Origin of the sequence: Kitasatospora sp. NBC_00070 (assembly GCF_045041205.1) — a bacterium.
Taxonomy (GTDB): Bacteria; Actinomycetota; Actinomycetes; order Streptomycetales; family Streptomycetaceae; genus Kitasatospora.
In genome coordinates this window covers 3,751,531-3,775,179 of the sequence record NZ_CP108247.1, presented here as the reverse complement: position 1 = coordinate 3,775,179, position 23,649 = coordinate 3,751,531, and the positions used below count along the sequence as shown (strand labels likewise).

The following is a 23,649-nucleotide window of genomic DNA, read 5'->3' as shown; positions in this document are numbered from 1 at the left end:
GTTGGATGGGAACATGGCTACTCGTGCACGTGTCCGCGCCCCCGAACCGGTGGGGAAGGGCGGCTGGCTGAACACCGGCGGCAAGGATCTGTCGCTGGCTGACTTCCGCGGCAAGATCCTGGTCCTCGACTTCTGGACCTTCTGCTGCATCAACTGTCTCCACGTCCTGGACGAACTCCGGGAGCTGGAGGAGAAGCACCGCGACACGGTGGTGATCGTCGGCGTGCACTCGCCCAAGTTCGTGCACGAGGCCGACCACCAGGCCGTGGTGGACGCGGTGGCCCGGTACGAGGTGCACCACCCGGTGCTGGACGACCCGGAGCTGGTGACCTGGAAGCAGTACGCCGTCCGGGCCTGGCCGACGCTGGTGGTGGTCGACCCGGAGGGGTACGTGGTCGCCCAGCACGCCGGTGAGGGGCACGCGCACGCGATCGCGAAGCTGGTCGAGGAGCTGGAGGCGGAGCACGCGGCGAAGGGGACGCTGCGCCGCGGCGACGGCCCGTACGTGGCGCCGGAGGCGGTCGCGGGGGACCTGAAGTTCCCGGGCAAGGCGGTCCGGCTGCCGGACGGGCACTACCTGGTCGCGGACTCGGGGCACCACTCGCTGGTCGAGCTGGCCGAGGACGGCGAGACGGTGGTGCGGCGGATCGGTGACGGCGAGCGCGGCTTCGTGGACGGCACGGCGCCCCGGTTCAGCGAGCCGCAGGGCCTGGCCCTGGCCCCCGAGGGGCTCGGCTACGACGTGGTGGTGGCCGACACGGTGAACCACGCGCTGCGCGCGGTCCGGCTCTCGGACGGCTCGGTCAGCACGCTGGCCGGCACCGGCAAGCAGTGGTGGCAGGGCTCCCCGACCGAGGGGCCGGCCACCGGGGTCGACCTCTCCTCGCCGTGGGACGTGGCGTTCTTCGACGGCCGGGTCTGGATCGCGATGGCGGGGGTGCACCAGCTCTGGGCGTACGACCCGGCGACGGAGACGGTCGCGGTGGCGGCCGGCACCACCAACGAGGGACTGGTGGACGGCCCGCTGGCGGAGGCGTGGTTCGCCCAGCCGTCCGGGCTGGCGGTCTCGGCGGACGGCGAGCGGCTCTGGGTGGCCGACTCGGAGACCTCGGCGGTGCGCTGGGTTTCACGTGAAACACGGTCCGTGCACACCGCGGTCGGCACCGGCCTGTTCGACTTCGGCCACCGGGACGGCGCCGCCGAGCAGGCGCTGCTCCAGCACCCGCTCGGGGTGACCGTACTGCCCGACGGCTCGGTGGCGATCGCCGACACCTACAACCACGCGCTGCGCCGCTTCGACCCCGCCACCGGCGAGGTCAGCACGCTGGCCACCGACCTGCGCGAGCCCTCCGGGGCGGTGCTGGTGGACGGTGACATCGTGGTGGTGGAGTCCGCCCGGCACCGGCTGACCAGGCTCCGGCTCCCCGAGGAGGCGGTCCGGGTGGCGGCGGTCGCGCACCGCACCCAGCGGGCGGCGACCGAGGTGGCGCCGGGCGCGCTCCGCCTCGAGGTGGTCTTCCAGGCCCCGAGCGGCCAGAAGCTGGACGAGCGCTACGGCCCGTCCACCCGGCTGCTGGTCAGCTCCACCCCGCCCGAGCTGCTGCTCTCCGGCGCGGGGGCCGACACCGACCTCTCCCGTGAGCTGGTCCTCTCGGGAGAGCTCACCGAGGGCGTCCTGCACGTCTCCGCGATGGCCGCCTCCTGCGACGACGACCCGGGGATCGAGTACCCGGCCTGCCACGTCCACCAGCAGGACTGGGGTGTCCCGATCCGGATCACCGAGTCCGGCGTCGACCGGCTGCCGCTGGTGCTCGCGGGCCTGGAGTAGTCCCGGTCAGCCGGCTGCCAGCCGGTCGGTCAGGCGCTCCTTGGCCTCGGGCCACTCGTCCACGAGCATCGAGAAGTACACGCTGTCCCGCCAGCTGCCGTCCCGGCGCTGGCGGGACCGGCGGAAGGTGCCCTCGTACCGGGCGCCGAGCCGCTTGATCGCGTTCTGCGAGCGCTCGTTGAGGTGGTCGGTCTTCCAGCAGACCCGGCCCATCCGGAGGTCCTCGAACGCATGGGTGAGCAGCAGCAGCTTGGACTCGGTGTTGACGGCCGTCCGCCAGACCTCGCGGCCGTACCAGGTGCCGCCGATCTCCAGGCTCTCGTCCTGGCCGGAGGCGTCGAAGTAACAGCTGATGCCGACCGCCCGGCCGGTGTCCAGCCGGATCACCGCGAACGGGTGGCAGTTCGGGTCCTCGAGCCGGTCGGTCACGTTGGTGACCATCTCCGCCGGTGTGCCCGGGATGGCCACCGGGATCCAGCGGAACACCTCCTCGTCGCCCCCGGCCGCCTCGAAGAGGTCCGGGGCGTGGGCGGGGGTGAGCGGCTCCAGCCGGACGTGACGGCCGGTCAGGACAACGGGGTAGGGCAGCTTCGCGGTCATGTCGCCACGCTATCCACTCATTGAACTAGGTGCAACACATATTTGCACTAGTGCAAATGCTCATTGATGTGAAGGCTCCAGGACCGCCCCGACCGACGACGAAGGGCCCCGCGCGATCGCGCGGGGCCCTTCCTGTCCGACTACCCGATCAGATGAACGAGTTGATCTGGATCGTCTCGGTCCGGCCGGGGCCGACGCCGATCGCCGAGATCGGTGCGCCGGACATCTCCTCCAGCGCCTTCACGTAGGCCTGCGCGTTCTTCGGCAGGTCGGCGAAGGTCTGCGCCTTCGAGATGTCCTCGGTCCAGCCGGGGAGGTTCTCGTAGATCGGCTTGGCGTGGTGGAAGTCCGACTGGTTGTACGGGAGCTCCTCGACGCGCTTGCCGTCGATCTCGTACGCCACGCAGACCGGGATCTCCTCCCAGCCGGTCAGCACGTCCAGCTTGGTGAGGAAGAAGTCGGTCAGGCCGTTCACCCGGGTCGCGTACCGGGCGATCACGGCGTCGAACCAGCCGCAGCGCCGGTCGCGCCCGGTGGTGACACCGCGCTCGCCGCCGATCCGCCGCAGCGCGTCGCCGTCGGCGTCCAGCAGCTCGGTCGGGAACGGGCCCGAGCCGACCCGGGTGGTGTACGCCTTCAGGATGCCGATGACCCGGTCGATCTTCGTCGGGCCGATGCCGGCACCGGTGCAGGCGCCACCGGCGGTCGGGTTCGACGAGGTGACGAAGGGGTACGTGCCGTGGTCGACGTCCAGCAGGGTGCCCTGGCCGCCCTCCAGCAGGACGACCTTGTTCGCCTTCAGCGCCTCGTCCAGGACCAGGGTGGTGTCGGCCAGGAAGGGGCGGATCTTCTCGGCGTAGCCGAGGTACTCCTGGACCACCAGGTCGGCCGGGATGGCGCGGCGGTTGTAGAGCTTGACCAGCAGCTGGTTCTTGTCGTGCAGGGCCGCTTCGACCTTCTGGACGAGGATCGACTCGTCGAAGAGGTCCTGGACCCGGATGCCGACGCGGTTGATCTTGTCCGCGTAGGTGGGGCCGATGCCGCGACCGGTGGTGCCGATCCGGCGCTTGCCGAGGAAGCGCTCGGTGACCTTGTCCAGGGTGCGGTGGTACGGCGTGATCAGGTGGGCGTTGCCCGAGATCAGCAGCTTCGAGGTGTCGATGCCGCGGTCGTTCAGGCCCGCCAGCTCGGAGAGCAGCACGCCCGGGTCGATCACCACACCGTTGCCGATCACCGGCGTCACGTTCGGGCTGAGAATGCCGGAAGGCAGCAGGTGCAGGGCGTACTTCTGATCGCCGATGACCACCGTGTGACCGGCGTTGTTGCCGCCCTGGTAGCGAACGACGTAGTCGACGGAGCCGCCGAGGAGGTCCGTCGCCTTCCCCTTGCCCTCGTCTCCCCACTGGGCACCAACGAGCACGAGTGCCGGCACAGGCGTACACCCCTTCCGGTTGGGGCATCCTGCGTAGGCCGCAGTCTGCCCCGAGATAGACGAAGCCCCTGGCGCAATAGCGCAAGGGGCTCTTGCACCGAGAGATTACCTGAGGAAGGACCGGTCGTGTCGTCGCTGTCCACGCCCGAAGACCGCGCCGTCGATCCGGACGCCCCTGGTCAGCTGCTGGTCCTGCTCGACCCGGCGGCCCGGCAGGCCGACGGCGAGTCGGTCCGGATCGCCCGGGACGTGCTCTGCGGGGGTGCGGACGTGAAGGTCGCGCTGCCGGAGAGCCCGTCCGAACTGGACCGGGTGCTGGCCCATCGCGGCCGCCGCCGACCGGTTGTGATCGGTTCCGATCTGGCGTTGCAACGCGTGCTGGGGGCCCTGCACCGACAGCGTGAGCTGGGCACGGACCCGGTCGGCCTGGTCCCGGTCGGGCGGCCCGAGGCGGTGGCGGCCGGCCGCTCGCTGGGCGTGCCGGCCCAGCCGGTGGCGGCGGCCAGGGCGGTCCTGCACGGGGCCGCCCGCAAGCTCGACCTGCTGGTGGACGACGGTGGCGGGGTGGCGTTCGGCGGGGTCAGCATCCACACCCACGGCCCCGGCCGCCCGGTCGGACTGCGTTCGCTATGGGCGAAACTGGCTGCGGCCGAGCAGGCGACCCCGCCCGGTTCCGACGACCCCAGGCTCCGGATCGAGGCGGACGGCCGGCTGCTGGTGGACCTGGACGAGCCGGTGCACCGGCTGCGGGCCGCCCTCTCCGCCGGTTCCGGCGACATGGAGCTGCTGCTCCAGCTGGCCCGAGGCCCGCACGCCGTCCGGGCCACCCGGCTCGCGGTGACCGGCCGGGGCTTCGGCTACCAGGCGGACGGCTGCCGGGTCGGCCCGGTCCGGTCCCGGGTCTGGACCGTCCATCCGGGGGTCTGGCAGCTGCTGCTCCCGGTCACGTGAGCAGCGTCACGTCCGAAGGGCCCGCCCGACGGTCCGTCAGGCCGCCGACCGGGTCACAGTCCGGGTGCGACAAGGCCCGACGCGCATTCAACGAATTGTTGCCGGGAAAAACGCGGGAGCGGTAAGGGGTTTTGTCTACGCGCGTCGCTATCGGATCGGCCAATTCACCGCCCGTTCGCTGTTCGGGAAGGCGTACGGAACTGCCCTAGACTCGAAGACGTGCCACGTGGAGACGGACGACTCAACCACGATCTTCTTCCCGGCGAGAAAGGCCCCCAGGACGCTTGCGGCGTCTTCGGTGTCTGGGCTCCCGGCGAAGAGGTCGCAAAGCTCACGTACTTCGGCCTCTATGCCCTGCAGCACCGCGGACAGGAATCCGCGGGCATCGCAGTCAGCAACGGAGCCCAGATTCTCGTCTTCAAGGACATGGGACTCGTGTCCCAGGTCTTCGACGAGGCCTCGCTGGGTTCGCTGCACGGTCATATCGCCGTCGGACATGCCCGCTACTCGACCACCGGGTCCTCGGTCTGGGAGAACGCCCAGCCGACCTTCCGGGCGACCGTTCACGGTTCGCTGGCCCTCGGCCACAACGGAAACCTGGTCAACACCGCCGAGCTCGCCGAGATGGTGGCCGCACTGCCGGGCGAGGAGCACGTCTCGCGCTCCGGCCGCTCGGCCGCGACCAACGACACCGACCTGGTGACGGCGCTGCTCGCGGGCCACCCCGATCTCTCGATCGAGGAGACCGCCAAGCAGATCCTGCCCAAGGTCAAGGGTGCGTTCTCGCTGGTCTTCATGGACGAGCACACCCTCTACGCGGCCCGTGACCCGCAGGGCATCCGCCCGCTGGTGCTCGGCCGCCTGGAGCGCGGCTGGGTGGTGGCCTCCGAGACGGCCGCCCTCGACATCTGCGGCGCGTCCTTCATCCGCGAGGTCGAGCCCGGCGAGCTGATCGCCATCGACGAGAACGGCATGCGCACCTCGCGCTTCGCCGAGGCCAAGCCCAAGGGCTGCGTCTTCGAGTACGTCTACCTGGCCCGCCCCGACACCTCCATCGCCGGCCGCAACGTGCACCTCTCCCGGGTGGAGATGGGCCGTCGGCTGGCCAAGGAGGCCCCGGTCGAGGCCGACATGGTGATAGCCACTCCCGAGTCCGGCACCCCCGCCGCGATCGGCTACGCCGAGGCCAGCGGCATCCCGTACGGCTCCGGCCTGGTGAAGAACGCCTACGTCGGCCGCACCTTCATCCAGCCCAGCCAGACGATCCGTCAGCTCGGCATCCGGCTGAAGCTGAACCCGCTGCGCGAGGTCATCCAGGGCAAGCGCCTGGTGGTCGTGGACGACTCGATCGTCCGTGGCAACACCCAGCGCGCGCTGGTCCGGATGCTCCGTGAGGCGGGCGCCGCCGAGGTGCACATCCGGATCTCCTCGCCGCCGGTCAAGTGGCCGTGCTTCTTCGGCATCGACTTCGCCACCCGCGCGGAGCTGATCGCCAACGGCATGACGGTGGAGGAGATCGGCCGCACGCTCGGCGCGGACTCCCTCGCCTACATCTCGATCGACGCCATGATCGAGGCCACCACGCAGCCCAAGGACAACCTCTGCCGGGCCTGCTTCGACGGCGTCTACCCGATGGAGCTGCCGGACCCGGCGCTGCTCGGCAAGCTGCTGCTCGAGGCCGAGATCGCCGGTGGCAAGCAGCAGCCCGCAGTGCGCACCAAGCCGACCGGCTCGGACCTGGACGGTGTCCAGTCCCTGCTCGGTGGCCACGGCGCAGCCGACGCGCTCCGGCGTCCCTAGGGGTGGTCTGACCGTTCGCGTCAGACCACCCCAGTCCCACCACCCCCGACCCGAGAGGGCCGTCAGCAGTGACCAGCAACCAGAGCAGCGGCGCCACCTACGCCGCCGCAGGTGTCGACATCGAGGCGGGCGACCGCGCCGTCGAGCTCATGAAGCAGTGGGTGAAGAAGGCGGACCGTCCCGAGGTGGTCGGCGGGCTCGGCGGCTTCGCCGGGTTGTTCGACGCCTCCGCGTTCAAGCGCTACGCCCGCCCGCTGCTGGCCTCCGCCACCGACGGGGTCGGGACGAAGGTCGCCATCGCGCAGGCGATGGACAAGCACGACACGATCGGCCACGACCTGGTCGGCATGGTCGTCGACGACCTGGTCGTGTGCGGCGCCGAGCCGCTCTTCATGACCGACTACATCTGCGTCGGCAAGGTCGTGCCGGAGCGGGTCGCGGCGATCGTCAAGGGCATCGCCGAGGGCTGTGTGCTGGCCGGCTGCGCGCTGGTCGGCGGCGAGACCGCCGAGCACCCGGGCCTGCTCGGCCCGGACGAGTACGACGTCGCGGGCGCCGGCACCGGTGTGGTGGAGGCCGACGCGCTGCTCGGTGCGGAGCGGGTCAGGGCCGGTGACGTGGTGATCGCGATGGCCGCCTCGGGCCTGCACTCGAACGGTTACTCGCTGGTCCGGCACGTGCTGCTGAACGAGGCCGGCTGGAAGCTGGACCGCAAGGTCGAGGACTTCGGCCGCACCCTTGGCGAGGAGCTGCTCGAGCCGACCCGGATCTACTCGCTGGACTGCCTGGCGCTCACCCGGGCCACCGAGATCCACGCCTTCTCGCACGTCACCGGCGGCGGCCTGGCGGCCAACCTGGCCCGGGTCATCCCGACCGGTCTGCACGCCCGGTTGGACCGAGGCACCTGGTCCCCGCTGCCGGTCTTCCAGACCGTGGCCAAGGTCGGCAACATGGCCGCCCTGGAGATCGAGAAGACCCTGAACATGGGCGTCGGCATGGTCGCCGTGGTCCCGCCGGAGTCGGTCGACACGGTGCTGGCGATCCTGGAGGACCGCGACGTGGAGGCCTGGTTGCTGGGCGACATCGTGGACCGCACCGACGAGCACGGTGACGCGGCGACGCTCTACAACGCGTACGACGGCTTCCGGCTCAGCTGAGCCCGGTTCTGTCCCTGAGGGCCCCTCCGGGGGCCCTCAGGCGTTTCTCCGGGGCACCCGAGCGCCGGGTGGGCCGTGCGGGAACGCCGAAAACCGGCTCGGCGCCCGTGGGCACCGAGCCGGTCAGGTCAGGCTCTTACGTGCGGCGGCGGGACTGGCTGCTGCCCGCGTCCGCTTCCGCGTCGTCATCCTCGTCGGCGTAGAGGTCCGCATACGCCGCGTAGGGATCGTCCTCTTCCTCTTCTTCGATCGGTTCTGGCTTGATCGAAGCGGTGGAGGGCGATACACCCAGCTCGCTGGACAGACGGTTGGCGTCAAAGCCGCCGCCGTTGTACTTCAGCTCGCGGGCGACCTTCGTCTGCTTGGCCTTGGCCCGGCCGCGCCCCATGGGTCGACCCCCTCAACGATGGGGCTCACGGCCCCGAGTCTGACACGTGTTCATGATCAGGAGCGGTCTGCCCGAAGTGGGAGAACCGTCCCTTGGAGCATTAACGGTACCTGTTTCCGCCGCCGAACGGTACGTCGCCGGTGTGACGTGGCGCGCACTGCCACCCCCCGAAACCAGGTCCTTCCAGGTCACGAGGGGATTTTCGGGCTTTCGCAGGCTGTTCAGAGCCTGCCCAGGCCAGTTGTTCCACGACCGATTATCCCCCGGGAGGGGGCCCGACATCGCCCGTTCGGGCTACCGATCGAGAATCCGGTTCCACATCGTGATGCGGGGGAGGAGAGCCTCCCCCGCGGTCACGGCTCAGCTCCGGCGGGCACCGGGCAGCAGCACCGAGCGGAGCGCGCTGATCTCCCGCATCCGGCGCTCGGCCAGCCGGTCGGCGGCCACCGCCGGGGGCACGCCGTCGGCGGCGGCCCGGGTGAAGATCTCCAGCGTGGTGTCGAAGATCCTGGTGGCCTTGGTCTTGGCCCGGTCGAAGTTGTAGCCGCCCTTGTGCTGCGACTCGAACTCGTCGGCGACCTGGATCACGCCGCCGGAGTTCACCAGGTAGTCCGGCGCGTAGAGGATGCCGCGGCCGGCCAGGTCCTTCTCCACGCCCGGGTGGGCCAGCTGGTTGTTGGCCGCGCCGCAGACCACCGCGGTGCCGGCCGCGCCGAGCGCGCCGACGGTGTGGTCGTCCAGCGCGCCGCCGAGCGCGCAGGGGGCGTAGACGTCCAGCCGGGCCTGCAGCAGGGCGGCGGTGTCCGCCACCACCTCGACGTCCGGGTAGGCGGCCCGGACCCGGTTCACGGCGGCCTCGGAGACGTCCGTGACCACCACGGTGGCGCCGTCCGCGACCAGGTGGCCGACCAGGTAGTGGCCGACCTTGCCGACGCCCGCGACGCCGACCCGGCGGCCGCGCAGGGTGGGCTGGCCCCAGCTGGCCTGCGCGGAGGCGCGCATGCCCTGGAAGACGCCGAAGGCGGTCAGCACCGAGGAGTCGCCGGCGCCGCCCTGCTCGGGCGAGCGGCCGGTCACGTAGTCGCACTCGCGGGCCACCACGTCCATGTCCTGCACGTAGGTGCCGACGTCGCAGGCGGTCACGTAGCGGCCGCGCAGCGACTGCACGAAGCGGCCGTAGGCGCGCAGCATCGCCTCGTTCTTCGCCGTGGTCGGGTCGCCGATGATGACGGCCTTGCCGCCGCCCAGGTCGAGCCCGGCGAGCGCGTTCTTGTAGCTCATCCCGCGCGAGAGGTTGAGCGCGTCCTCCAGCGCCGCCTCCTCGGAGACGTACGGGAAGAAGCGGGTGCCGCCGAGGGCCGGGCCGAGGGCGGTGGAGTGGATGGCGATGATGGCCTTGAGGCCGGAGCTGCGGTCGTGGCACAGCACGACCTGCTCGTGGCCGTCGTTCGGCGCGCCGTCCAGCTCGGTACGGAAGATCCTGCTCAGCACGCCGGGTGCGGGGTACGAAGCGGACAGGGTCTGTACGTCGGTCACTGTGGTGACTCCAGTATCTGTGGCCCACTGCTGTGGTGTGGGCGCCTGAAAGTAAGCCTAGCCCTGGGGCCGCGGCCGGTTCTGCCCCTCGGCACAACGATTCAGCCCCGTCCGGGGTACCCCGTCGGCTCCCCCGTGCGACGATGCCGGATGTGACCGCTGTGCGTACCTCGGTGCTCCCGCCCTACGCGGCCCATCTGCGCGTGTACGAGCCGCTGGCCGCCTATCCGGGCCCGGAGCGGGCCCGCTGGCAGGCCTACGCGGCCCGGTACGGCCCGGACGCGGTGGAGGCGGCCCAGGCGGTGGCACCGGCGGTGCTGGCCGAGCAGCGGGGCGCGCTGGCCGAGCTGCTGGCCCGGACGCCCCGGGCGCTGCCCGAGCGGGAGAGCGAGCGGGCCTTCGTCCGGGTGGTGGAAGGGGTGACCTACGTCTGCCCGTGGGCGACCAGGCTGCGCAGCTGGCAGGCGATGGAGGAGCTGGCAGAGTCGCTGCCGGTGGCCCTGCTGGACACCGTGCTGCCGCCGGTGGTCCGGGCGGCCGCGCAGGCCGACCGGGAGCGCTGGCGGGCGGCCCACCCGGACGACCGGCCGTGGATCCTGACCAACCGGTGGGAGGTGCCGGTGCGCTGGTTCCTGCCGTTCGGCACCGAGGATCGCTGCTTCCTGCCGGCCGGCCTGCCGGACCGGCCGGCGGCGCTGTTCTACCTGACGCCGATGGCGCAGGCCCGTCGCCGGGTGGCCCGGGGGTACCGGGCGCTGCGCGAGCGGGTGCCGAGCGGGGCGCTGGCCAGCGGGGTGGAGGAGCTGGGGCGGTGGCTGGAGGAGTTCCACCCGCGCTCGCTGGTGGAGCTGGACTACGGCGGCCTGGTGCACCTGCTGGGCACCGACCTCCCGGACGAGGACTCGGTCGGCGAGATCGAGGCGGGGGTGGCCGCGCTGCGGGCCGGTGACGGGCGGGAGGCGGCCCGGATGTACGAGACGGTGACCGAGCGCTGGCGGCGGGTGCACGCGCTCCGGTACGCGAGCTGACGGCGGGGGACCGACGCCGGGGGAGCGGCGCCGGGCGGGCTGACGCGACGTCAGTCCGGGTGGGGGACGGTGTCAGTGCGGCAGGCGATGATGGTTGGGACCTTTGGGCCTGGGGTCCGGGACGAAGGTCCCGGTTCGGGTCAATACCCCTCGAACGTGACACTACTCACCGTTGACGCTTACTTACGCCTATGTGTAAAAATGGGACAACCAGCCCAAGTTCACTCAGATGTATCCACTTCTGAGTGGATCTGGGAGCAGTGTCTGTTTTGCGGGGAAACGAAGGGTCTGGTCCTCTCCTAACCGCTTGTCACCGATTGGTGACTGTCCGCTATGGGACGGTCCATGGCCATCCGTCGCTCTTGAACCCGTGAGGGGTCAATTTTGGCGGTTTGGCCGATGGGGCTGGACGAATGGTGTAGTTGTAGACACCAGGACAAGCCGTTCGTCCTATTACCGACTCGGCCCGTCTATGCCATTTCGGGCATCGCGGGCCAAGGTGCAGAATTTGAAGGATAGAACCGCCCTGGTTCGGTTCTCCCGAGGAGGCCGCTCATGACCGCTCGTACGCCTGACGCCGAGCCCCTGCTGACGCCGGCAGAGGTCGCCACCATGTTCCGCGTTGACCCCAAGACGGTCACTCGCTGGGCCAAGGCGGGCAAGCTCACGTCCATCCGCACTCTCGGCGGCCACCGCCGGTATCGCGAGGCGGAGGTGCGCGCACTGCTGGCCGGTATTCCGGCACAGCGCACCGAAGCCTGAGAAGGCCCCTCCGGGGCCTTTTCGCCAGCTCACTGCAAGGGGCCGCATCCCTGACTCCGCCGGGTCGAGGATGCGGCCCCTTTCGGCTTGCCCGGAATGCAGTGTTCCTATTGGGACTGGTGTGAGGTGGGGGAAAAGTGGGAGAATGCATGTGCAATTTTATATATTAAATCAGCGACCCCGGGAGAGGGGTCGGACCTGTCCGGTCTCAAGAAAAGATAAGTGACGACCATCACAGCGGCGTTATCTTGTGGTCTAGACCTACTGTGGCGTAGAAGCTGACGCCCGGTCAGCGGCAACGCGAAGAGGCCCGGAGCCTGACGGCTCCGAGCCTCTTCGGTACGGCGATCCTGACGGGACTTGAACCCGCGACCTCCACCTTGACAGGGTGGCGAGCTAACCAACTGCTCCACAGGACCAGAGTGTTACTGCGATCTGCCTTGTCCGTCTGCTTCTCGCTCGCGAACAAGACAGATCGTACTGCATCCCGGGCCCCCAGGTCGAACCGGCTCCAGGGCCTCTCTTTCGGATCACGCCGCCCGCCCGGCGTGATCCGAAAGAGAGGCCCTACAGCCCGGCGGCCGCCGCCTCCATCGCCTTCAGGATGCGCTTCTCCGAGACGGGCGTCGGGGTGCCGAGGCCCTGCGCGAAGAAGCTCACCCGGAGCTCCTCGACCATCCAGCGGATCGCCCGCAGCTCGGCCGAGGGCTCCCGGCCGGCCGGGACCTTGCCGAGCAGCTCGCCGTACGCGTCCTGCACCTGCTGGACCTTGTGCAGGTGCAGCAGGTCGCGCTGCGGGTGGTTGGGCAGCGCCTCCAGCCGGCGGTCGACCGCGAGCAGGTAGCGCTTCAGGTCGGGCAGCCGCTGCCAGCCGGTGGCGGTGACGAAGCCGGGGTGCACCAGCGAGGCGAGGTGCAGCCGGACGTCGTTCACCGCGGTCAGCAGCACCGGGCTGGAGACGCTCTTCAGCCGGTTGGACGCCTTGTGGAAGGCGATCAGCGCGGTGGCGGTCTTCAGCGTGGTGTCGGCGGACAGTTCGTAGAGGTCGGCCCTGACCTTGTCGTACAGCTTGGTGAAGGACGGCTCGTCCCAGGCAGGACCGCCGTTCAGCGCCATCAGCCGGTCGGTGGCGGCCGCCACGATGTCCTCGAACAGGGCCGGGATCGACCCGTGCGGGCTGTACGAGAGCGCCAGCTTGGCCTGGTTGCCGAGCCGCTGCTGGATGGCCTTGGCGGGGGAGTTGATGCTCAGCATCAGCAGCCGCCGGGTGCCCGCCCACATCGCCTGCTGCTGGGCCTCGGGGGTGTCGAAGAGCCGGATCGCCACCGAGTCGCCCTCGTCCACCAGGGCCGGGTACGCGCGCAGCGAGTGGCCGCGCGAGCGCTGCTCGAAGGTGCGCTGGAGCACCGGCAGGTCGGCCGGCCAGCCGGTCAGGCCGGTCTGCTCGATGCCCTGGCCGGAGGCGGCCGAGGAGAGGGTCTCCTTGAGCTTGGGCTTGAGCTTGAGCCGCAGGTCCTCCAGGTCCTTGGACTCGGCCAGCTTCTTCTTGCCGTCCACCACCCGGAAGGTGATCCGCAGGTGGTCCGGTACCCGCTCGTCGTCCCAGGCCTCCGGCGGGACGGTGATCGCCGACATCCGCTTCAGGATGTGCTCCAGGGTGGGCAGCAGCGGCTCCTGACGGTCCCTCACCTGGCGCAGCGCGGCGGCGGCGAAGTCCGGGGCGGGCACGAAGTTGCGGCGCAGCGCCTTGGGCAGCGAGCGGATGTACGCGGTGACCAGCTCGGTGCGCAGGCCGGGGATCTGCCAGTCGAAGCCCTCGGCGGTGACCTGGTTGAGCACCGGGAGCGGGATGTGCACGGTGACGCCGTCCGCGTCGCTGCCGGGTTCGAACTGGTAGGTCAGCTTGAACCGGAGCTTGCCCTGCTGCCAGTGGTCCGGGTAGTCCGCCTCGGTGACGCCGTCCGCCGAGTCGTTGATCAGCATCGACTTCTCGAAGTTCAGCAGGTCCGGCTGGTCGTGCCGGGCCTTCTTCCACCAGGCGTCGAAGTGCCGGGTGGAGACGATGTCCTCGGGCAGCCGGGTGTCGTAGAAGTCGAACAGGGTCTGGTCGTCCACCAGGATGTCCCGGCGCCGCGCCCGGTTCTCCAACTCGGCCACCTCGCTGAGGAGTTGACGGTTCTCTCCCCAGAAGCGGTGGTGCGTCTCCCAGTCGCCCTCGACCAGCGCGTTGCGGATGAACAGCTCGCGGCAGAGCTCCTGGTCGATCTTCCCGAAGTTGATCTTCCGCTGGGCGACGATCGGCATCCCGTACAGGGTGACCTTCTCGTACGCCAGCACCGCGCCGGCCTTCTTCTCCCAGTGCGGCTCGCTGTAGCTCTTCTTGATCAGGTGCTCGGCCAGCGGCTCGACCCACTCGGGCTCGATCTTGGCGTTGATCCGGGCCCACAGCCGCGAGGTCTCCACCAGCTCGGCCGACATCACCCAGCGCGGCGGCTTCTTGAACAGCCCCGAGCCGGGGAAGACCGCGAACCGGGCGCCCCGGGCACCGGCGTACTCGCGCTTCTCCACGTCGAACAGGCCGAGGTGGGAGAGCAGGCCGGAGAGCAGCGCCTGGTGGATCCGGTCGGCGTCCGGCTCGGCGTCCTCGTGCGGCTCCTCGATCGTCACGCCGAGCTGCTTCGCGACCGTGCGCAGCTGGGTGTAGATGTCCTGCCACTCCCGTATCCGCAGGTAGTTCAGGAACTCGGACTTGCACATCCGGCGGAACGCCGAGGAGGAGAGCTCCTTCTGCTGCTCCTTGACGTACCGCCACATCGCCAGGAAGGCCAGGAAGTCGGAGGTCTCCGAGTTGAAGCGGCGGTGCCGCTCGTCGGCCGCCTGGCGCTTCTCGGCCGGGCGCTCGCGCGGGTCCTGGATGGAGAGCGCGGCGGCGATCACCATCACGTCCCGGACCACGCCGAGCCGGTCGGCCTCGATCACCATCCGGGCCATCCGGGGGTCGACCGGCAGCTGGGCCAGCTTCCGGCCGAGCGGGGTGAGCCGCTTGCGGTGGTCCTTCTCGGCCGGATCGAGGGCGCCCAGCTCGTGCAGCAGGTTGACGCCGTCCTTGATGTTGCGCGAGTCCGGCGGGTCGAGGAACGGGAAGGCGGCGATGTCGCCGAGCCCGGCCGCGGTCATCTGCAGGATCACCGAGGCGAGGTTGGTGCGGAGGATCTCCGGGTCGGTGAACTCGGGGCGGGAGAGGAAGTCCTCCTCCGAGAACAGCCGGATGCAGATGCCGTCCGAGGTACGGCCGCAGCGGCCCTTGCGCTGGTTGGCACTGGCCTGGCTGACCGCCTCGATCGGCAGCCGCTGGACCTTGGTGCGGTGGCTGTAGCGGGAGATCCTGGCGGTGCCGGGGTCGATCACGTACTTGATGCCGGGGACGGTCAGCGAGGTCTCGGCCACGTTGGTGGCCAGCACGATCCGGCGGCTGTTGGAGCGTTGGAAGACCCGGTGCTGCTCGGCCGAGGAGAGCCGGGCGTACAGCGGCAGCACCTCGGTGAACTTGAGGTTGAGCTTGTTGAGCGCGTCGGCGGTGTCGCGGATCTCCCGCTCACCGGAGAGGAAGACCAGGATGTCGCCCGGCCCCTCGGCCTGGAGCTCCTGGGCGGCCTCGCAGATCGCCTGCACCTGGTCGCGGTCGCGGTCGACGGCGGTGTCCTCCTCGCCGTCCTCGCCCTCCTCCAGGATCGGGCGGTAGCGGACCTCGACCGGATAGGTGCGGCCGGAGACCTCGATGATCGGCGCGTCGCCGAAGTGGTTGGCGAACCGCTCCGGGTCGATGGTCGCCGAGGTGATCACGACCTTGAGGTCGGGCCGGCGCGGCAGCAGCTGCTTGACGTACCCGAGGATGAAGTCGATGTTGAGGCTGCGCTCGTGCGCCTCGTCGATGATCAGGGTGTCGTACTGGCGGAGCTCCCGGTCGGTCTGGATCTCGGCCAGCAGGATGCCGTCCGTCATCAGCTTCACCAGGGTGTCCGGGCCGACCTGGTCGGTGAAGCGGACCTTCCAGCCGACCGCCTCGCCGAGCGGTGTGTGCAGCTCCTCGGCCACCCGCTCGGCCACCGTGCGGGCGGCGATCCGGCGCGGCTGGGTGTGCGCGATCAGGCCCTTCACGCCCCGGCCGAGCTCCAGGCAGATCTTCGGGATCTGGGTGGTCTTGCCGGAGCCGGTCTCACCCGCGACGATCACCACCTGGTGGTCCCGGATCGCGGCCAGGATGTCGTCCTTCTTCTGGCTGACCGGAAGCTCCGCCGGGTACGTGATCTCCGGCACCGCGTTCCGGCGCTGTTCGACCCGGAGTTCGGCGCGGCCGATCTCCGCCGCCAGCTCGGCCGCGATCCTGTCGCGGGCCTCCGGCTGGCGGACCCGGCGCGCTCCGTCCAGCCGACGGCCGATCCGCTGCTGGTCACGCAGTGTCAGCTCGGGCAGCCGAGCGGCCAGCTCCCCGACGGTGGGTACCTCGGTGGGCTGGACTTGGGGAGAACTCACTGCGGACATCCCTCTAGGTTCGCAAGGAGGGGCGGGCGGGCGCACCTCGGTTTTCGAGCACCTCCAGTGTCACAGACCGCCGACGGACCCCCGTCGTAGGCTGCGGCAGGATGATCCGGGCGGTTCGCACCCGGAACGCCCGACGCTCGCGGCGGCGGAGCCGGACGGGTCGCCCGGTGGGCGACGGCTGCGGAACCGCCGGAGTCCGAGGTGCGGGCGGGCTCCCCGGGACTGCGGTGTTCGGATAGCCTTTTGACGGATTGTCATCCTGCAGGTACGAGGTTCCGGGGGAGCCATTTTGAACTTCATCAGCGAAGCATGGGACGACGCCAAGGACCTGGTCGGTGCGGGCGCCAGGGTGGTCAAGGACATCGTCATGGCACCCGCCGAGATCGCCCGCTGGGCCCTGGGTGAGATGTTCGGCGGCGGCGAGGACGAACTGCGCCAGATCGCCAAGGAGCTCGCCGACCTCGGCAAGGAGTTCGACAAGCTCAGCACCGAGGTCAACTCCGCGCTCGGCAAGCTCACCTGGCACGGCCAGGCCGCCGACGCGTTCACCACCCACGCCCAGGGCCGGGTCCGGGAGATGGCCGGGGTCGCGGACGAACTGAGCGGACTGAGCAAGGCGGTCGAACGCCTGGCCAGCTTCTGAGCCGGACGGTGGGTCCGTCGCCGCAAGACCGTCACGAGGACAAGGGATACGGGGAACCATGGCTGGTGAACAGTTCGGCGTAGAACTGCAGGAGCTCGGCAGGATCCAGCAGGACTGGCAGCAGGCCAGTCAGCGGATGGCCGAGATGCAGCAGAAGCTCGGCAAGATCCAGGAGACGCTGGCGAAGGCGGTCGCGGTCGACCTGGCCGCCAGCCCGCTGGCCGGCATCGTCGGCTTCGGGATCGCCTTCGACGTGCTCCGGGACGCCAAGGACGTGGAGTCCAGGGCCCGGCACCTGATGGCGACCAAGGAGAAGCTCACCCAGGCGATCGCCGAGGACACCGAGAAGATCAAATCGGTGATCCAGTCCTACACCGACGTGGACCACAAGGTGAAGGACGACATCAAGGGCCAGGACAACGCCCGCCCGAAGGGTGGCGACTCGCCGCCGACCCAGATCAACAGCAAGGACAAGCCCGGAGGCGGCGGCGGTCAGTCCAAGCCCTCGGGTGGTAACGGCAACCACGGGGACTACGCGGACCACAGCACCGGCGACACCGGCGTGAAGTACATCAACGGCGACAGCTGGGAAGACTGGAACGGGAACAGCAAGACCCACCCGAAGAACGGGCACGGCGTCGGCGCCAAGGTCCGGCCGAACATGGACGGCCTGGACGCCGACCGCAAGGCGATCCTCGAGCGGGCGATGAAGCGCGTGGACATGAAGCTCGGCTACAGCCAGGGAGCGATCACCGACGGCTACCGGGTGGACTGCTCGGGCTTCGTCAGCGCGGCCTGGGGCATCCCGCCGGGCTCCTACGGCGGCCTGAACACGGACGCGCTGATGACCAGCCAGTACTCGTACAAGATCAGCAAGAACGATCTGCAGCCCGGTGACGCGCTGATCAACAGCGATCACACCATCCTCTTCGGAGGGTGGGCGAACCCCGAGCACACCAAGTACATCGCCATCGAGAACGCCAGTCAGGCCGGCACGGCCTCCAGGGTGGTCACGATGGGCGACTCGTACGGCTTCTACCGCCGCAAGGACCTCTGAGCCGTCGGTCGGTCACCGCCGCGTGGCGGTGACCGACCGAGGTCAGAGCAGGAAGAGCTTGGCAAAGGGTGCTGTGATCCGCACCTGCCGTGAGCCGAAGTCGACGAGCACCGCGAGCTCGCCCTCGACGGCGATGGCCCGGCCCAGGCCGTACTCGTCGTGGGAGACCCGATCGCCGACGGCGAACCGCTTGATCTGCGGCGTGGGCGCGGGGCGGAAGGGGCTGGTGGGGAGATGGCGCCGTGGCGCTGAATTCGTCATCCGTTTCAGTATGCGCCCAAATCCGGGCGCTGGGACCTGCCGCCAGGTAACGGATTTTCGGATTTTGTGGATCATGGACTTTTCGGTGCCGCAGCAGGCCGGGCGGCGGTCGCCCCGGGGCGGGCCCGCAGACTCGGCGCGTCGGATCCCCCCGCGGTGGCAGGATCCCTGCTACAGTCGTGGTAGTTGCAGTTGTGGTTCCCATGAACTTGTGTGCGCCTGCTGGTTGTGACCGCAGGCGCGTTTTTTGTTTCCCGGCTCTTTCCCCGGGCGGGCCCATCACGGCGACGCGGAGCTTGCGAAACGTGAGCTCTGGACAGTCCCCTGAAGGAGTTTTAAATGGCTAATGGCACCGTGAAGTGGTTCAACTCGGAAAAGGGCTTCGGCTTCATCGAGCAGGAGGGTGGCGGTCCTGACGTGTTCGCCCACTACTCGAACATCAACGCCAACGGCTTCCGTGAGCTGCTCGAGGGCCAGAAGGTCGAGTTCGACGTCACCCAGGGCCAGAAGGGCCCGCAGGCGGAGAACATTCGCCCGCTCTAGTAAGACCTATGCCCGTACGGCCGCCTAGGCGACCTTGGGGCAGCATGTCGCAGCCCCCGAGTGCTTCACTCGGGGGCTGCACTGTTTTCCGCTCCCTCTCCGCCGGGGGCTCGCTGTGCCCTCGGGTGGGGTGGGTGACGGAGAACGAGAAATCCCCCGGTGAGTGAACTCACCGGGGGATTCTCAGCAGGTGGCCAGGGCCGGGGTCGAACCGGCGACCTTCCGCTTTTCAGGCGGACGCTCGTACCAACTGAGCTACCTGGCCGTACTGCACCGCCTCTTGCGAGACGAGCGATCCTGACGGGACTTGAACCCGCGACCTCCACCTTGACAGGGTGGCGAGCTAACCAACTGCTCCACAGGACCTCGTGCGGAGCACATCCGCTTCGGCGTCTTGCGACGCCGACTTTACTACGGTACTGCCGTGCCCCCAACGGGATTCGAACCCGTGCTACCGCCTTGAAAGGGCGACGTCCTGGGCCACTAGACGATGAGGGCTTGCGGCCCGCCCGGCTGACCAGCAGCGGTCGGGGACGTGAGAAGCATATGGGATGCCGGGCGGGAACGCCAAAACGGTTTCGGCCGCGCGGATCGGCGGCGGGCTCAGGACCAGCCGAGTTCGTGCAACTCGTGGTCGTCGAAGCCGAAGTGATGGGCCACCTCGTGGATGACCGTGGTGCGGACCTCCTGGACCATCTCGTCGTAGGTCTCGCACAGGCGGGTGGTCGGGCCCATGTAGACGATGATCCGGTCGGGCAGCACGCCGGCGTACCACTCGCCGCGCTCGGTGAGCGGGGTGCCCTCGTACAGGCCGAGCAGCTCGGGGTCGGCCGGGTCCGGTTCGTCCTCCACGAAGATGGCGACGTTGTCCATCATGGCCGCCAGTTGCGGCGGGATCTGGTCCAGGGCATCGGCGACCAGCGTTTCGAACTCGTCCCGGGTCATGTCCACCGACTCATTGTCGGGTGTGGGGTGACGCCGTGCCAGATCATCGACGCCGGTGATTCACTGGACCGGTGCTGAGCGACCGGGTGAACTGGCGGGACGAGGGGCCGGTGCTGGCCGTGGTCGCGGTGGGCGGGGTGCTCGGCGCCTGCGCGCGGTACGGGGTCGGGCTGCTCCGGCCGGCCGGAGCGTCGGCCTTCCCCTGGGGCACGCTGCTGGTGAACGTGGTCGGCTGCGCGGCGATGGGGGTGCTGATGGTGCTGGTCACCGAGGTGCTGACGCCCCATCCGCTGGTCCGGCCGTTCCTCGGCACGGGGGTGCTGGGCGGGTTCACCACCTTCTCGACGTACGCGGTCGACGTGCACCGCCTGCTGGCGGGCGGCGAGCCGGCCCGGGGGATCGCCTACCTCGGCGGCACGCTGGTCTCCGCGCTGGCGGCGGTCTGGGCCGGGACGGTGGTCACCCGGCGGCTGGCGGTGCCCCGGTGAACTGGCTGCTGGTGGCCGCCGGGGCCGCGGTCGGCGCTCCCGCGCGCCACCTGGCGGACCGGCTGCTGCGGGCCCGGTACGGCGGCGGCTTCCCCTGGGGCACCCTGACGGTCAACGTGCTGGGGTCGCTGCTGCTCGGGGTGTTCGCCGGGATCTGCTCGGCGCGCGGGCTGCTGCTGCTCGGCACCGGGCTGTGCGGGGCGCTGACCACCTACTCGACCTTCTCGTACGACGTGCTGCGGCTGGTCGAGGGCGGTACCCGGGGCCGGGCGGCGGTCTACCTGGCCGGCACGCTGGTGGCCGGGATCGGCGCGGCCTGGGGTGGGGCCGAGCTGGCCGGGGCGCTCTGAGGGACCGGGGTGGGCCGGTGGGCGCTGACCCGGCGTCAACCCGGTGCCCGGCGGGGCGGCTTGCGGAGACCGGGGGACGGGCCGTGTCCTGGCGGGCCGGTGCGCGTTGGTCACCACAGGCGGCCGGGCGCGGCTGGTGAGCAGGGGGAGGTGCCCAGGTGGCGGCGGTGCGGATGCGGACGGGGCGGCGGGTCGCGGGAGTGCTGGTGCTGGCCCTGGCGGGAGCCGGGCTGACGGGCTGCATGTCGGTCGGTGGTGACTCCACCGACACCCTGCCGAGCAACGCCCCGGCGGGCCGGAGCGGTTCGCCCGGCAAGGGCGGGAGCGGGGCGCACCTGCCGGGGCGCGGCAGCAGCGGGCAGCGGGTGGAGCACTTGGGGGGCGCGAGCCCGTCTACGCCCGCCGGAGTGAGCGAGGCCACGCCCGCGGTGCCGGGAGTGACCCCGGCGCCCGGCGCACCCGCCCAACCCGGCCGGAGCGAGTCGCCGAGCGGTGCCCCCAGCGGGGCGGCCACCGGCCCCAGGCCGGGTTCGGGCGGCTCCGAGCCGGGCCCCAGTGGCCACCCGCAGCCCTCGCCCAGCAGTGCGGCGAGCGCCACACCCACCCCGGTTGGCCCCAGCTCTCCGGTACCCTCGGGAAGTGACCCCGGATCTGCGGCCCCGAGCCCCAGTTCCGCCGGGCAATAGCGGTCTGGCCAGCAGGTTTGCCTTAGATCCACAGGCTGCCGTATGGTGGTAGATCGTTACTTTGATTCATTTGATTGGCGCCCTGAAATCCCTGGCGCCCTTGGCGCGTTCCGGCGATTCGGTGGCTGACCGCATAGAGGCGGTTTGTAAACAGAACCCCGGACTTTGGCGCGTGCCACTTCCGGAAGGTTTTGCATGTCCCTCGTTGACAACGACCGCTTCGCCATGCCCGCGAACGGTTCGGACGCCCTCGACACCCTGGTCGAGACCCCCGAGGTCGAGATCCTCGACGACACCCTGCTGGACGACTCCGCCGAGCTGGTCGACGAGACCGCCGCGGAGGAGACCGAGCCCACCATCACCTTCGGCGACCTCGGTCTGCACGACGACGTGGTCCGGGCCCTGAACAAGCGGGGCGTCACCACCCCGTTCCCGATCCAGGCCGCGACCATCCCGGACGCGCTGGCCGGCAAGGACGTCCTGGGCCGTGGCCGCACCGGCTCCGGCAAGACCCTGAGCTTCGGCCTCCCGATGCTGACCCGGATCGCCGCCGCCGAGGGCCGCACCAAGCCCAAGCACCCGCGTGGCCTGATCTTGGTCCCGACCCGTGAGCTGGCCATGCAGGTCGCCGACGCGCTGGAGCCGTTCGGCTCGGTGCTCGGCCTCAAGCTCAAGGTCGTCTGCGGTGGCACCTCGATGTCCAACCAGATCTACGCGCTGGAGCGCGGTGTCGACGTCCTGGTCGCCACCCCCGGCCGACTGCGCGACCTGATCAACCGCAACACCGCCAAGCTCGACGAGGTAATGGTCACCGTCCTGGACGAGGCCGACCAGATGGCCGACATGGGCTTCCTGCCCGAGGTCACCGAGATCCTCGACAAGGTCCCGAGCGGCGGCCAGAGCCTGCTGTTCTCGGCCACCCTCGAGAACGAGATCGACAGCCTGGTCAAGCGCTACCTGAAGAACCCGGTCACCCACGAGGTCGACGCGGCCCAGGGCGCGGTCACCACCATGAGCCACCACATCCTCGTGGTGAAGCCCAAGGACAAGGCCCCGATCACCAACGCGATCGCCGCCCGCAAGGGCCGCACGATCATCTTCGTCCGTACCCAGATGGGTGCCGACCGGGTGGCCGAGCAGCTGATCGAGGCCGGTGTGAAGGCCGACGCGCTGCACGGCGGGATGACCCAGGGCGCCCGTACCCGGGTGCTCGGTGACTTCAAGGACGGCTACCTCAACGTGGTCGTCGCCACCGACGTCGCCGCCCGTGGCATCCACGTGGACGACATCGACCTGGTGCTGAACGTCGACCCGGCCGGTGACCACAAGGACTACCTGCACCGCTCCGGCCGGACCGCTCGCGCGGGCCGTTCCGGTGCCGTCGTCACCCTGGTGCTGCCGCACCAGCGCCGTGGCGTCTTCCGTCTGATGGAGGACGCGGGCGTGGACGCCTCGCGTCACATCCTCGACCACGCCTTCGACCCCGAGGTGACCCGGATCACCGGTGCCCGCTCGCTGGTCGAGGTGCAGGCCGAGTCGGCCGCCGGCATCGCCGGTGCCGCCGAGCGTGAGGTCGCCGACATGGCGCGCCAGCTGGAGCGCGCGCAGCGTCGCGCCAACGAGCTGCGCGAGGAGGCCGACCGCCTGGCCGCCCGGGCCGCTCGCGAGCGGGCCGAGCTGGGCATCGAGGACGAGCCGGTCGTCGAGACCGCCGCCGTCGAGGTGCCGGAGGGCGACGAGGCCGCCGAGACCGAGACCGTGGCCGCGCCGGCCGCCGTCGAGGCCGACCGCGCCCCGGCCTACCGCGAGGCGCGCAACGAGCGTCCCTCGTACGGTGACCGCGAGCAGCGTGGCGGTTTCAACCGGGACCGTGACGACCGTGGTGGCCGTTCGGGTGGTTTCAACCGTGACGACCGCGCCCCGCGCACCGGTGGTTTCAACCGTGACGACCGTCCGTCCGGCGGCCGCTCCTTCGGTGGCGACCGGGACAACCGCTCCGGTGGCTTCAACCGTGACGACCGTGGTGGCCGTTCGGGTGGTTTCAACCGTGACGACCGCGCCCCCCGTACCGGTGGTTTCAACCGTGACGACCGTCCGTCCGGCGGCCGCTCCTTCGGTGGCGACCGGGACAACCGCTCCGGTGGCTTCAACCGTGACGACCGTGGTGGCCGTTCGGGTGGTTTCAACCGTGACGACCGCGCCCCCCGTACCGGTGGTTTCAACCGTGACGACCGTCCGTCCGGCGGCCGCTCCTTCGGTGGCGACCGGGACAACCGCTCCGGTGGCTTCAACCGTGACGACCGTGCCCCGCGCACCGGTGGTTTCAACCGTGACGACCGCCCGGCGCGTTCGTTCGGTGACCGCCCGTCCTTCGGTGACCGCGACAACCGCGGTGGCGGCAGCCGTCCGTTCGTCCGTCGCGACGACCACCGCTCCGGTGGCCGTCCGCAGACCGGTGGCACCGGCGGTGGCTTCAACCGTGACGACCGTGGCGGCCGCCCGTCCTTCGGCGACCGTGACAACCGTGGCGGCGGCAGCTTCAACGGTGGCGGCGACCGCAACAAGCCGCGCTGGAAGAACTGACGCTCGGTAGTACCTCTGAGACGGGCCCGCTCCACTTCGGTGGGGCGGGCCCGTTCGGTTTATTGGCGT

General features: G+C 70.1%; 19 protein-coding genes and 4 tRNA genes. 12 read left to right on the top strand and 11 right to left on the bottom strand.

Annotation, left to right across the window (positions count from 1 at the left end):
* The first annotated feature begins 13 nt into the window (after positions 1 to 13).
* Positions 14 to 1,828, top strand: coding sequence for an NHL domain-containing thioredoxin family protein (locus OHV05_RS17535; RefSeq protein ID WP_405018520.1), 1,815 nt, complete (start codon positions 14 to 16; stop codon positions 1,826 to 1,828).
* Between the two features lie 6 nt (positions 1,829 to 1,834).
* Here OHV05_RS17535 and OHV05_RS17530 read toward each other — a convergent pair whose 3' ends face one another.
* Together OHV05_RS17530 and OHV05_RS17525 are read right to left on the bottom strand one after the other, a co-directional pair.
* Complete coding sequence (locus tag OHV05_RS17530; RefSeq protein WP_405018519.1) at positions 1,835 to 2,428, bottom strand: GNAT family N-acetyltransferase; 594 nt, start codon at positions 2,426 to 2,428, stop codon at positions 1,835 to 1,837.
* Positions 2,429 to 2,576: 148 nt separating this feature from the next.
* Positions 2,577 to 3,860: an adenylosuccinate synthase gene (locus OHV05_RS17525; RefSeq protein WP_405018518.1), complete on the bottom strand. Its 1,284-nt coding sequence runs from the start codon at positions 3,858 to 3,860 to the stop codon at positions 2,577 to 2,579.
* 126 nt (positions 3,861 to 3,986) lie between these two features.
* Here OHV05_RS17525 and OHV05_RS17520 point away from each other — a divergent pair, with 126 nt between their 5' ends.
* From OHV05_RS17520 to purM, 3 genes are all read left to right on the top strand, one after another.
* A complete protein-coding gene (locus OHV05_RS17520) occupies positions 3,987 to 4,811 on the top strand; it encodes a diacylglycerol kinase (RefSeq protein ID WP_405018517.1) in 825 nt (274 codons plus the stop codon).
* Between the two features lie 219 nt (positions 4,812 to 5,030).
* Positions 5,031 to 6,611, top strand: a complete 1,581-nt coding sequence (purF, locus tag OHV05_RS17515; protein ID WP_403037589.1) for an amidophosphoribosyltransferase — start codon at positions 5,031 to 5,033, stop codon at positions 6,609 to 6,611.
* 68 nt (positions 6,612 to 6,679) lie between these two features.
* Positions 6,680 to 7,768, top strand: a complete 1,089-nt coding sequence (purM, locus tag OHV05_RS17510) for a phosphoribosylformylglycinamidine cyclo-ligase (protein ID WP_405018516.1) — start codon at positions 6,680 to 6,682, stop codon at positions 7,766 to 7,768.
* Between the two features lie 136 nt (positions 7,769 to 7,904).
* On the opposite strand, the gene OHV05_RS17505 is transcribed toward purM, so the two are convergent.
* Positions 7,905 to 8,156 (bottom strand): DUF3073 family protein, encoded by a 252-nt coding sequence (locus OHV05_RS17505; RefSeq protein WP_405018515.1) that lies wholly within the window; start codon positions 8,154 to 8,156, stop codon positions 7,905 to 7,907.
* Positions 8,157 to 8,516: 360 nt separating this feature from the next.
* Positions 8,517 to 9,692, bottom strand: coding sequence for a Glu/Leu/Phe/Val dehydrogenase dimerization domain-containing protein (locus OHV05_RS17500; RefSeq protein WP_405018514.1), 1,176 nt, complete (start codon positions 9,690 to 9,692; stop codon positions 8,517 to 8,519).
* 143 nt (positions 9,693 to 9,835) lie between these two features.
* On the opposite strand from OHV05_RS17500, the gene OHV05_RS17495 reads away from it, so the two are divergent.
* Together OHV05_RS17495 and bldC are read left to right on the top strand one after the other, a co-directional pair.
* The gene (locus tag OHV05_RS17495; protein ID WP_405018513.1) at positions 9,836 to 10,720 is read left to right on the top strand and encodes a hypothetical protein; all 885 of its coding nucleotides are present in this window, start codon (positions 9,836 to 9,838) and stop codon (positions 10,718 to 10,720) included.
* 555 nt (positions 10,721 to 11,275) lie between these two features.
* Positions 11,276 to 11,482 carry a developmental transcriptional regulator BldC gene (bldC, locus tag OHV05_RS17490; RefSeq protein WP_014137253.1) on the top strand — a complete coding sequence of 69 codons (207 nt, stop codon included), beginning with the start codon at positions 11,276 to 11,278 and terminating at the stop codon, positions 11,480 to 11,482.
* A 345-nt stretch (positions 11,483 to 11,827) separates the two neighbouring features.
* On the opposite strand, the gene OHV05_RS17485 is transcribed toward bldC, so the two are convergent.
* Together OHV05_RS17485 and hrpA are read right to left on the bottom strand one after the other, a co-directional pair.
* A tRNA-Asp gene (locus OHV05_RS17485) sits at positions 11,828 to 11,901 on the bottom strand.
* Positions 11,902 to 12,049: 148 nt separating this feature from the next.
* On the bottom strand, positions 12,050 to 16,024 hold the full coding sequence (gene hrpA / locus OHV05_RS17480; protein WP_405018512.1) for an ATP-dependent RNA helicase HrpA: 3,975 nt from the start codon (positions 16,022 to 16,024) through the stop codon (positions 12,050 to 12,052).
* 289 nt (positions 16,025 to 16,313) lie between these two features.
* Between hrpA and OHV05_RS17475 the strand changes: the two genes are divergently transcribed.
* Together OHV05_RS17475 and OHV05_RS17470 are read left to right on the top strand one after the other, a co-directional pair.
* Positions 16,314 to 16,667 carry a WXG100 family type VII secretion target gene (locus OHV05_RS17475; RefSeq protein WP_405018511.1) on the top strand — a complete coding sequence of 118 codons (354 nt, stop codon included), beginning with the start codon at positions 16,314 to 16,316 and terminating at the stop codon, positions 16,665 to 16,667.
* Positions 16,668 to 16,725: 58 nt separating this feature from the next.
* Positions 16,726 to 17,724 (top strand): hypothetical protein, encoded by a 999-nt coding sequence (locus tag OHV05_RS17470; RefSeq protein ID WP_405018510.1) that lies wholly within the window; start codon positions 16,726 to 16,728, stop codon positions 17,722 to 17,724.
* Between the two features lie 42 nt (positions 17,725 to 17,766).
* On the opposite strand, the gene OHV05_RS17465 is transcribed toward OHV05_RS17470, so the two are convergent.
* Positions 17,767 to 17,985, bottom strand: a complete 219-nt coding sequence (locus tag OHV05_RS17465; protein WP_057234322.1) for a hypothetical protein — start codon at positions 17,983 to 17,985, stop codon at positions 17,767 to 17,769.
* 339 nt (positions 17,986 to 18,324) lie between these two features.
* Between OHV05_RS17465 and OHV05_RS17460 the strand changes: the two genes are divergently transcribed.
* Positions 18,325 to 18,528, top strand: a complete 204-nt coding sequence (locus OHV05_RS17460; RefSeq protein ID WP_045694210.1) for a cold-shock protein — start codon at positions 18,325 to 18,327, stop codon at positions 18,526 to 18,528.
* 191 nt (positions 18,529 to 18,719) lie between these two features.
* Here OHV05_RS17460 and OHV05_RS17455 read toward each other — a convergent pair.
* The 4 genes from OHV05_RS17455 to OHV05_RS17440 form a co-directional block, all read right to left on the bottom strand.
* Positions 18,720 to 18,793, bottom strand: a tRNA-Phe gene (locus tag OHV05_RS17455).
* 27 nt (positions 18,794 to 18,820) lie between these two features.
* A tRNA-Asp gene (locus OHV05_RS17450) sits at positions 18,821 to 18,894 on the bottom strand.
* Positions 18,895 to 18,953: 59 nt separating this feature from the next.
* Positions 18,954 to 19,026, bottom strand: a tRNA-Glu gene (locus OHV05_RS17445).
* Between the two features lie 105 nt (positions 19,027 to 19,131).
* Positions 19,132 to 19,473 (bottom strand): metallopeptidase family protein, encoded by a 342-nt coding sequence (locus OHV05_RS17440; protein ID WP_403037848.1) that lies wholly within the window; start codon positions 19,471 to 19,473, stop codon positions 19,132 to 19,134.
* A gap of 71 nt (positions 19,474 to 19,544) precedes the next feature.
* Here OHV05_RS17440 and crcB point away from each other — a divergent pair, with 71 nt between their 5' ends.
* From crcB to OHV05_RS17425, 3 genes are all read left to right on the top strand, one after another.
* A complete protein-coding gene (gene crcB, locus OHV05_RS17435) occupies positions 19,545 to 19,961 on the top strand; it encodes a fluoride efflux transporter CrcB (protein ID WP_405018509.1) in 417 nt (138 codons plus the stop codon).
* On the top strand, positions 19,958 to 20,311 hold the full coding sequence (locus tag OHV05_RS17430; RefSeq protein WP_405018508.1) for a fluoride efflux transporter FluC: 354 nt from the start codon (positions 19,958 to 19,960) through the stop codon (positions 20,309 to 20,311). Before crcB ends, OHV05_RS17430 begins: the two co-directional genes overlap by 4 nt.
* 881 nt (positions 20,312 to 21,192) lie before the next feature.
* A complete protein-coding gene (locus OHV05_RS17425) occupies positions 21,193 to 23,580 on the top strand; it encodes a DEAD/DEAH box helicase (RefSeq protein WP_405018507.1) in 2,388 nt (795 codons plus the stop codon).
* Positions 23,581 to 23,649: the final 69 nt, after the last annotated feature.

Coding starts and splice junctions, on each gene's coding strand:
- OHV05_RS17535 (WP_405018520.1), top strand. CDS start 14: ATGGCTACTCGTGCACGTGTCCGCGCCCCCGAACCGGTGGGGAAGGGC.
- OHV05_RS17530 (WP_405018519.1), bottom strand. CDS start 2,428: ATGACCGCGAAGCTGCCCTACCCCGTTGTCCTGACCGGCCGTCACGTC.
- OHV05_RS17505 (WP_405018515.1), bottom strand. CDS start 8,156: ATGGGGCGCGGCCGGGCCAAGGCCAAGCAGACGAAGGTCGCCCGCGAG.
- OHV05_RS17495 (WP_405018513.1), top strand. CDS start 9,836: ATGCCGGATGTGACCGCTGTGCGTACCTCGGTGCTCCCGCCCTACGCG.
- bldC (WP_014137253.1), top strand. CDS start 11,276: ATGACCGCTCGTACGCCTGACGCCGAGCCCCTGCTGACGCCGGCAGAG.
- hrpA (WP_405018512.1), bottom strand. CDS start 16,024: ATGTCCGCAGTGAGTTCTCCCCAAGTCCAGCCCACCGAGGTACCCACC.
- OHV05_RS17470 (WP_405018510.1), top strand. CDS start 16,726: ATGGCTGGTGAACAGTTCGGCGTAGAACTGCAGGAGCTCGGCAGGATC.
- OHV05_RS17465 (WP_057234322.1), bottom strand. CDS start 17,985: ATGACGAATTCAGCGCCACGGCGCCATCTCCCCACCAGCCCCTTCCGC.
- OHV05_RS17460 (WP_045694210.1), top strand. CDS start 18,325: ATGGCTAATGGCACCGTGAAGTGGTTCAACTCGGAAAAGGGCTTCGGC.
- OHV05_RS17440 (WP_403037848.1), bottom strand. CDS start 19,473: ATGACCCGGGACGAGTTCGAAACGCTGGTCGCCGATGCCCTGGACCAG.
- OHV05_RS17425 (WP_405018507.1), top strand. CDS start 21,193: ATGTCCCTCGTTGACAACGACCGCTTCGCCATGCCCGCGAACGGTTCG.